Origin of the sequence: Methanosarcina spelaei (genome assembly GCF_002287235.1) — an archaeon.
Lineage (GTDB): Archaea > Halobacteriota > Methanosarcinia > Methanosarcinales > Methanosarcinaceae > Methanosarcina > Methanosarcina spelaei.
Genome location: NZ_LMVP01000089.1, coordinates 1 through 8459, shown reverse-complemented (window position 1 = coordinate 8459; position 8459 = coordinate 1). Strand labels below are relative to the sequence as shown.

The window sequence follows — 8459 nt, the reverse complement described above, 5'->3', positions numbered from 1 at the left end:
GTTACCGGGGAAGTTTCCATCCCCGCAGCAAGCTAGCGGGGTATTCGACTGAAATAAAACAAAATAAAATAAAACAAAACAAAATAAAACAAGAACAGTATTCAATAAAAGGTAAGAGTGCTTTGAATTACCATTAATAAAATCTTGGTGGGGCCGCTGAGATTTGGACTCAGGTCGCAAGACCCCCAGTCTTGCAGGATGGACCAGGCTACCCTACGGCCCCGCAGAGCAGATTGTACTTTCTTAATGGTAAATCTCTTTCTTTGTTTACCATCGCCAACTATTGTAATCAAATATGTAGTATAAATGAGTAACGGTAGAAGAGAGTAGGGAAATTCTTTTTACTGTTATTTGCACAGTATTCCATTGTTCATAAACGTTATCTTCGTCTGTATCTTTTAGCAGGATCGAGCTTGTTACGGTTTTTGAGAATCAACTTCAGAAGGCTTACTCAATATGCTTTTTGCCCGAAGGACTCGTTGAATAATAGTAATATGGGAAAATACAGCTACAAGTACTAGAGCCCAGCTGAGAAAACCTGAAATTCCGCCCAGAGCCAGGAGAATCATTCTTTCCGTACGTTCGGCAATTCCGACTGACAGTTTTCGACAGCCTGCGGATTCTGCACGAGCGCGAGTGTAACTTACCAGGAAGGAGCCTATCAGAGCAAAGCCTGCCCAGAGCCAGCCTTCGATTTGCACAATCGGAGAAAGGACAAGCCTGCCGTTAACTGCGCCTGCTATTATCCCGAGGAACATCAAGCCGTCAGAGTAACGGTCGCAAACCGAATCGAGTACACCTCCAAAAGGTGTAATCCGACCTTTTGCCCTTGCAACTCCTCCGTCAAGAATATCAAAGACTCCGCTAAAAAGAATAAGAAGACCACCCGCAAAAGGTTTGCCCAGCGCAAATGCTGCTCCTGCAGCGATGCTTACGGCAAAACCAAGTAACGTGAGAGTGTTCGGAGATAAAGGAATCAAGCGGGCAATGGGAATTATCAGCGTTCTTGCACTGTTTTTGAGTTCGTCGAAGATTTTTAACCCCTTCCTTTTACTAGCTGCGTGTATAGCTACATATAGATGATAGTATGGTTGAATATTAGCTTATCTTTTTGGGAAAAAACATTTCCGCACTTCCAATCTGCTATTAAGGGCTTCCTGAGGTGGGATAATTATCCAGACAAAATGTAAACAGGGACAATAAAAGAGTTTCTGTCAAAAAGAGAATTTTTAAAGATTTTCTGGTGATTTTAAGGGATTATTTCAATTACTTACTGACTTCACAGTGAGTCCTGAGTGGTTTTTATGGTTTATAAGTGATTTTTGTTTAATTCTCACGACTTTTAAGTGATTTGTAAGTGATTTTTTATCAAGAAAAACTTATAAGAACTCATGTCAAGGAGGAACCTTTAAGGATTTCCTGTCAAAAAAGAAGTTTGAATGATCTATATATAAGTCACATAAATTTAAAATAATGTGGAGTTAAAAAATGGAAATCGTAGAAAAGCACAGGTCAGAGTGTAAAAAATGCGGGCAATGTCTTAAGGTTTGCCCTCGCTACAATGACCTGAGTTTGCTTAACCGGTTGTATGGATATCTGGAAGGAAATTCGAATATTGATGCCAGCTCTCTGATGCGCTGCCTGACATGCGGACTCTGTACAGATGCCTGTCCTGTGGGACTGGGAATAAAAAAGCTTATTTCTCCTGCCAGACAGAAGTGGGTCAGTGAACACGGACTTACAGACAGGCAGACAATGGTAGACCCTGAGGCTGAGAACAATCTCTTTAAGAAGATTGCCGAGCTGGACGAAAACCCTATTTATAAGGAAAGCTCAGGTTCAGTAGTCTATTTTCCAGGCTGTGCAGGCACGTATATTAACAAAATCATGGCACAGGCTACGGTTGCACTGCTGGATAAAGCCGCAGTTGATTACACTGTCCTGAGTGGAGTCGAATACTGCTGTGGAGCCGTATCTGCGGGTGGAGGAGATCCAGGGCCAATTCAGAGGAGCGGTCAGCGGAACATTGATGAAATACGGAAAAGGGGGGCTAAAACTCTCATTACAGCCTGCCCTGGCTGCTTTAAGGCATTTAAAGATATCTACCCTCGAATTTTTGGGAAACTTAATTTTCAGGTATTGCACGTTTCTCAGTACCTTGAGCTTCTTATAAGGGAAGGAAAACTCACTCCGGAAACTGTGCTCAAGCATAAAGTCTTTTATCATGACCCGTGCCATCTTACCAGGGCAATGGGAGTATATCAAGAAGCAAGAGATGTGCTTGAGTATATCCACGGCACCGAACTTGCCAATGAAACCCCTGAAAATTCAGCTTGCTGTGGCTTTGGAGGCGGAGTAAGGGTCAATTACCCATCTGAGTCCCTGGATGTGGCCTCTGACCGCTACAGAGCTGCCGAAAAACTGGGCTGTGATATAATTATAACTAACTGCGGAGGCTGCATGCAGAATCTTATTGAAGCCGGACAGGATGAAAAAATACAAATTTTTGACCTTGCCGAATACCTTTCCCTCGCCTGCGGAATAAAAATAGAGAGGGAAGATTCAAGAATGCTGGAACTAGTCAATAGGGCCTACAAGTTCTGCATTTCAGGGTACGAGGAATCCAAAAGCTTATAATTTTACCTTAATAATCCATATATCCTTTTTGATTTCATTACCTTTTCTGATTTCATTACCTTTTCTGATTTCATTACCTTTTCTGATTTCATTACCTTTTCTGATTTCATTACCTTTTCTGATTTCATTACCTTTTCTGATTTCATTACCTTTTCTGATTTCATTACCTTTTCTGATTTCATTACCTTTTCTGATTTCATTATCTTTTTTATCAAAAAGAAGCTCAGTTTTCGATGGTAGATATGGAGGCTATAGAACTTGCAGGACCTGCACCACAACTGTGGGGAAGTTATAAATAGTAACACATACTACAACGGTTACCTACTTCCGGATATAAGAGTACAAATAGAGAGATAAGTGAATAGGTGAGACAGATAGCGTCTATGTAAAAGGGTATTTAAAGTCCACTACCATGCGAAATAAGACTGCGACCCTTTCGACCACAGGCAAAGAAATTTTGTTTGTGGGACGCAACCTGTAAGCAGTTTCCAGCTGAATGCTACTTGAAGTCTGAACTAAAAGAAATTTTATAAAAATACACTTTGAGCATTTAATATTTATATTTTTTGATAATTTTATTTTATTTTCTTCCTTAATATACAAATGAAAATTGAAAAACCGAAAACTATAAATAATACCCTCGATTTCATTACAGAATTTTTAGAAAAATATATATAGACGAATAACCAACAAAGTAATGGAGACATCTGAAAGATGAGTTATCAGACGGGATTAAAATGGCACAAAAAACACCCCATCTGCTAAAACACTCATGAACCCCAATCAGCGTAATCATGAATTCTTCATGGTTTCATTGTCTCGCTTGAGGTGATCATGGTTTCCCACCCATGGTGATCGTGAGTTTCTTCCTGTACATCCATCGCTTCACCCAGAAGCATGAGCTTACAGCCTGAATGTTCATGATTATTCGTGATAATTACAGGAGAGAAGTCTCTATATCTCAAAAACTAAAACGGAGGATGCAACATTAGCAAAGAAGAATTGCTTCAGGAACTTGCAGATGCTATAATTTCCTGCAAGAAGGATACAGTACTCGCTGTAGTTGAAAAAGCTAAAGGAGAACTGGAACCTTCCGAAATAATTGAAAAAGGGCTTGCAGTAGGCATGAATGAGGTTGGTACCCTTTTCGAGAGAGGAAAACTGTTCCTGCCACATGTGATGATGGCTGCCGATGCGATGGCTGCAGGAGTTGCAGCTCTTAAGGATCTTATGCCTGAAGGAGCTTCCGGCTCAAAGCTCGGTGTTATTGTGAACGGTACCGTAGAAGGTGACGTTCATGATATTGGAAAAGCAATTGTATCCACAATGCTCCAATCTGCCGGTTTTGAAGTATATGACATCGGCCGTGATGTTCCAATCAGGAACTTTATTGAGAAGGCAAAAGAAGTCAATGCTGATATGATTGGAATTTCCGCACTTATGACCACAACTCTCCAGGGACAAAAAGGAGTAATTGAGCTCCTCAAAGAAGAAGGACTCAGGGACAAAGTTAAAGTCATGGTAGGCGGTGCACCTGCAACCCAGGCCTGGGCTGATAAGATAGGTGCAGACTGCTATGCTGAAAATGCAACCGAGGCTGTTGCAAAAGCAAAAGAGTTGCTGATTTAAATCATTCTTATTCGGAGGTTAAAAAATGGCAAAAAATAATGCAGTTGCTGGATTTAATGCACTTAATGGCGTAGAATTAAACCTTTTTACCACTGATGAACTTAAGGCAATTCACTATGCAACCATGGAAGTTCTGATGAACCCAGGTGTTCAGGTTTCTGACCCCGAGGCAAGGCAGATCTTCAAGGAAAATGGCTGTGAAGTCGACGAAAATACCAACATTGTAAAGATCCCTGAATATGTTGTAAGAAAAGCTCTTCAGCTTGCCCCCTCCAGATTTGTCCTCTGGGGCCGTGACAAGAAGTTTAATACCGTTCAGGAATGCGGTGGCAAAGTCCACTGGACCTGCTTCGGTACCGGTGTAAAGGTCTGCAAGTATCAGGACGGTAAGTATGTAACCGTTGACTCCGTCGAAAAAGATATTGCAGACATCGCAAAACTCTGTGACTGGGCCGAAAATATTGACTACTTCTCTCTCCCAGTCTCTGCAAGAGACATTGCAGGCCAGGGTGCACAGGACGTCCACGAGACCCTTACTCCACTTGCAGGCACCTCAAAGCACTATCACCACATTGACCCTGTAGGCGAAAATGTCGAGTACTACTGGGATATCGTAAAAGCCTACTACGGCGGCAACGAAGAAGAAGCCAGGAAGAAACCAATCTTTTCCATGCTTGTCTGTCCAACCAGTCCGCTTGAGCTCAGTGTAAATGCCTGCCAGGTCATCATTAAGGGTTCTCGCTTTGGAATACCAGTGAACGTCCTGAGCATGGCAATGTCCGGTGGCTCTTCTCCTGTTTACCTTGCAGGAACCCTTGTAACTCACAATGCCGAAGTCCTTTCCGGAATTGTGCTTGCTCAGCTGACAGTGCCTGGATCTAAGGTTTGGTATGGAAGTTCCACAACTACCTTCGACCTGAAGAAGGGTACTGCTCCTGTAGGATCTCCCGAACTCGGTCTCATAAGCGCTGCGGTTGCAAAACTTGCCCAATTCTATGGTCTACCCTCCTATGTGGCAGGTTCCTAGTCTGATGCCAAGGTCCCAGACGACCAGGCTGGTCACGAAAAGACCATAACAACCCTTCTACCTGCTCTTTCTGGTGCCAACACCATATACGGGGCCGGGATGCTTGAGCTCGGAATGACGTTCTCAATGGAACAGCTTGTTATTGACAATGATATCTTCAGTATGGTCAAGAAAGCCATGCAGGGAATCCCTGTCTCAGAAGAAACTCTCGCAGTCGAATCTATCCAGAAAGTAGGCATCGGAAACAATTTCCTGGCTCTTAAACAGACCAGGAAGCTTGTGGATTACCCATCCTGCCCAATGCTCTTCGACAGGCACATGTTTGGAGATTGGGCTGCAGCAGGCTCAAAGGACCTTGCAACAGTTGCACACGAAAAGGTAGTGGACGTTCTTAAAAACCACCAGGTAACCCCAATCGATGCAGACATTCTCAAGGACATGCAGGCAATCGTGGACAAGGCTGACAAAGCCTTCAGAGGCATGTAATTACAATATCCAGATATTCAGGAGATCTAAAAATGGCAACCAAAGAAGAAATCATTGCAAAAGCAAAAGAAGCAATTACCGATTTTGACGATGAACTTGCAGCAGAAGTCGCAGAAGAATCCCTTGCTGCAGGGATTGATCCTGTAGAGCTCATTGAAAAAGGCTTTACCGCAGGCATGGAAGAAGTAGGAGAAAAATTCGGTCAGGGTGAACTTTTCCTGCCCCATGTACTTGCAGCTGCCGAGGCAATGAATGCCGGTATAAAAGTTATCACGCCGGAAATGGAAAGGCGCAAGTCTCAGACCAAGAGCCTCGGAACCGTTGCTATCGGAACCATCGAAGGCGACATCCACTCTATCGGAAAGGATATTGTAGCTTCCATGCTCAACATTGCAGGTTTCAAAGTAGTGGACCTTGGAAGAGATGTCCCAATTAAGACTTTTGTAGAAAAAGTTAAAGAACTCAAACCCCAGGTTGTCGCATCCTCCGCACTTATGACAACCACAATGGTCAACCAGATCCAGATTGAGGAACAGCTGAAAGAAGCAGGTGTACGCGACCAGGTAAAGACCATGGTCGGTGGCGCTCCTGTTACCCAGGACTGGGCAGACAAGATAGGCGCAGATATCTACGGCGAAAGCGCTAATGACGCAGTTGCTAAGGTAAAAGCAGCTTTGAACGTCTGATAAAGCAGCCTTAGTAAATGGATTAAGTTGCAGAAAATGCACGTTTGAATACATTTTCTGCAACTCTATTTTGTGCAATATTTGTGAAACTGTAGCTTAGGATATAGCTGGAACAGTTCTTGCAAATCATACCGCTCAAGGGAATATTACAAAAACGGCTGAAACGATTGTAAAAATGGAAAACTTATATACAGTCTGAAAAACAGCTAAAAACAATAGTTGAAAAGAAGTTTGAATTTAAAAAACTTGAAAAATATTCCCAGGTATGAAAACCCCAAAAAGAGCTTTTGGGCTGCACTTTCAGGTTGTGGAGATGGACTGGAGATTATGTCCTGAGGGAACTCCACAGCGTTCTGAAAAATGGAGGGAGTTTTCGTGGATTTGAGAACCTTAAAAAAACAGGAAAGTAAAAGAAAGATCAGTAAAGGGTATATGTGGGCCCTTTTCTGTGCTGTATTCTGGGGTATCTGGTATCTGCCGGGTACTGTCGTCTGGGTGCTTAACCCGTTCGATCAGATGCAGGCAACTATTGCCAAGACAGGTGGAGATGGTACAGCTCTTGTTATAACTGCTGTTCTCATCACTGCTTTCAATGCACTTACGGTCATGGTTGCACTGATGATCTGGAACGGAGTACTTGGTAAATACGGAGAGCTTGTCCGAACCCTTAAAGAATTCCATCCATGTTCCAAATGGTTCTTCCTTGCCTCTATTTTCGGAGGTCCTATGGCAATTCTAGGTTCTTTTATTGCTATGGGCTTCATTGGTGGAGCATTTGCAGCGGTTGCTGGTCTTCTTTATCCTGTAGTAGGATCGATTCTAGCTTATTACTGGTATGGAGAAAAGATCTCCAAAAGAGCAGCTATAGGCATAGGAGTCATCATTATTGGAGGTGTTACAATCTTCGGTGGTGGTCTTCTTTCTGATCTCTCTTCAGGTAATGTTCAGTGGATAGGATATCTAGGTGGTTTGATGGCTGCTGCAGGCTGGGGAATTGAAGGCGCAATTGCAGGCAAAGGACTTGACATTTCAGAGCCTGATGCCGGACTGACTCTTCGCTTCCTTGGAGAAAACATTATCTGGTGGATCATTATTGTACCCTTGCTCGCACTCTTTGGTTACCCCATGTATTCATTCGCACTCCAGGTTTTTGAACCGATGACCCTGCTGGTCCTGATCTTTGCAGGGATTACCTTTGGTTTCTGTTACGTTTGCTGGTACAAATCCTTCCCGCTCATAGGGGTTGGAAGAGGCCAGGGTATCGGAAATCTTTATGGCCTGTGTTCCATTATCTTCATTTTCCTCTTCTTTGGAAATGCCCCCCAATGGACTATCCTTGTCGGAGGCACCCTCTGTGTAATTGGCAGTTTTGTCATGTTTACGGAAGATGCAAGTGCACTTGAAACTCTGAGAGGTGAATGAAGTGGGTGGAAATCGTCCTATAAAGTTCAGGATTCTGGAGATTCTTCTGGATGGGAAAGAGTACTGGAACTATGAGATAGTTTCAAAAATCCAGGAAGAGTACGGCATGAACAGTGCATATGGCAGAGACAGCATTAACTTTGACATTATTGAACTGGCGTCTGGAGGAATGCTGAAGGATGTGGAGCAGAAAATTGACGAAGAAGGAATTTACAAAAAAGAATTCCTTCTGCACAAGTATGTGATCACAGACTTTGGGAGATCCCGAGGTTCTGATGCCTGCTTGAGAAATTTGTGACCATAAGGAGGATAAACATGACGCAAACAGCAGCTGCTCTAGAAGCTTACAATGCATACTGGGCAAACTCCTTCATACCGGAAGCAAAGATCCTTTGGATGGTTTTGATCCTTATTCTGGCAATAGTGGCCCTTTGGCAAGCCAGAATTTTTGTATCAAAATTCTGAACCCCAGAATACAGTTTCCTAAATTTAATTAATAAAATAAAAAGAAAGGAGAATAAAAATGGCAACTGAATACGCTTTGAGAATGGGAGACGGAAAACGTGTCTTCC

The 8459-nt window shown here is 43.0% G+C and carries 9 protein-coding genes, 1 tRNA gene and 1 pseudogene; 7 read left to right on the top strand and 4 right to left on the bottom strand.

The window, feature by feature from the left end; all coding sequences use genetic code 11:
- Nucleotides 1-145: 145 nt before the first annotated feature.
- A tRNA-Pro gene (locus tag ASJ81_RS06300) sits at nt 146-223 on the bottom strand.
- A 193-nt stretch (nt 224-416) separates the two neighbouring features.
- Nucleotides 417-980 (bottom strand): CDP-alcohol phosphatidyltransferase family protein, encoded by a 564-nt coding sequence (locus ASJ81_RS06295; RefSeq protein ID WP_170943222.1) that lies wholly within the window; start codon nt 978-980, stop codon nt 417-419.
- A 508-nt stretch (nt 981-1488) separates the two neighbouring features.
- Between ASJ81_RS06295 and ASJ81_RS06290 the strand changes: the two genes are divergently transcribed.
- Nucleotides 1489-2637 carry a (Fe-S)-binding protein gene (locus tag ASJ81_RS06290; protein WP_095643745.1) on the top strand — a complete coding sequence of 383 codons (1149 nt, stop codon included), beginning with the start codon at nt 1489-1491 and terminating at the stop codon, nt 2635-2637.
- 2 nt (nt 2638-2639) lie between these two features.
- On the opposite strand, the gene ASJ81_RS06285 is transcribed toward ASJ81_RS06290, so the two are convergent.
- Together ASJ81_RS06285 and ASJ81_RS22670 are read right to left on the bottom strand one after the other, a co-directional pair.
- The gene (locus ASJ81_RS06285) at nt 2640-2852 is read right to left on the bottom strand and encodes a hypothetical protein (protein WP_095643744.1); all 213 of its coding nucleotides are present in this window, start codon (nt 2850-2852) and stop codon (nt 2640-2642) included.
- Nucleotides 2853-3440: 588 nt separating this feature from the next.
- On the bottom strand, nt 3441-3602 hold the full coding sequence (locus tag ASJ81_RS22670; RefSeq protein ID WP_170943221.1) for a hypothetical protein: 162 nt from the start codon (nt 3600-3602) through the stop codon (nt 3441-3443).
- Between the two features lie 22 nt (nt 3603-3624).
- Between ASJ81_RS22670 and mtbC the strand changes: the two genes are divergently transcribed.
- From mtbC to ASJ81_RS22665, 6 genes and pseudogenes are all read left to right on the top strand, one after another.
- Nucleotides 3625-4266: a dimethylamine corrinoid protein MtbC gene (gene mtbC, locus ASJ81_RS06280; RefSeq protein WP_095643743.1), complete on the top strand. Its 642-nt coding sequence runs from the start codon at nt 3625-3627 to the stop codon at nt 4264-4266.
- A gap of 25 nt (nt 4267-4291) precedes the next feature.
- Nucleotides 4292-5779: pseudogene (mttB, locus tag ASJ81_RS06275) on the top strand ([trimethylamine--corrinoid protein] Co-methyltransferase).
- 32 nt (nt 5780-5811) lie between these two features.
- Complete coding sequence (locus ASJ81_RS06270) at nt 5812-6465, top strand: methyltransferase cognate corrinoid protein (protein ID WP_095643742.1); 654 nt, start codon at nt 5812-5814, stop codon at nt 6463-6465.
- Nucleotides 6466-6825: 360 nt separating this feature from the next.
- Nucleotides 6826-7887: a DMT family transporter gene (locus tag ASJ81_RS06265; RefSeq protein ID WP_170943220.1), complete on the top strand. Its 1062-nt coding sequence runs from the start codon at nt 6826-6828 to the stop codon at nt 7885-7887.
- Nucleotide 7888: 1 nt separating this feature from the next.
- Entirely contained in the window at nt 7889-8185 is a 297-nt protein-coding gene (locus ASJ81_RS06260; protein WP_095643741.1) for a hypothetical protein, read from the top strand.
- Between the two features lie 17 nt (nt 8186-8202).
- Nucleotides 8203-8352 carry a hypothetical protein gene (locus tag ASJ81_RS22665; RefSeq protein ID WP_170943219.1) on the top strand — a complete coding sequence of 50 codons (150 nt, stop codon included), beginning with the start codon at nt 8203-8205 and terminating at the stop codon, nt 8350-8352.
- Nucleotides 8353-8459: the final 107 nt, after the last annotated feature.

Bases quoted from the DNA above. Each gene is read 5' to 3' on its own strand.
- ASJ81_RS06290 (WP_095643745.1), top strand. From the start codon at position 1,489: ATGGAAATCGTAGAAAAGCACAGGTCAGAGTGTAAAAAATGCGGGCAA.
- ASJ81_RS06270 (WP_095643742.1), top strand. From the start codon at position 5,812: ATGGCAACCAAAGAAGAAATCATTGCAAAAGCAAAAGAAGCAATTACC.
- ASJ81_RS06265 (WP_170943220.1), top strand. From the start codon at position 6,826: ATGGAGGGAGTTTTCGTGGATTTGAGAACCTTAAAAAAACAGGAAAGT.
- ASJ81_RS22665 (WP_170943219.1), top strand. From the start codon at position 8,203: ATGACGCAAACAGCAGCTGCTCTAGAAGCTTACAATGCATACTGGGCA.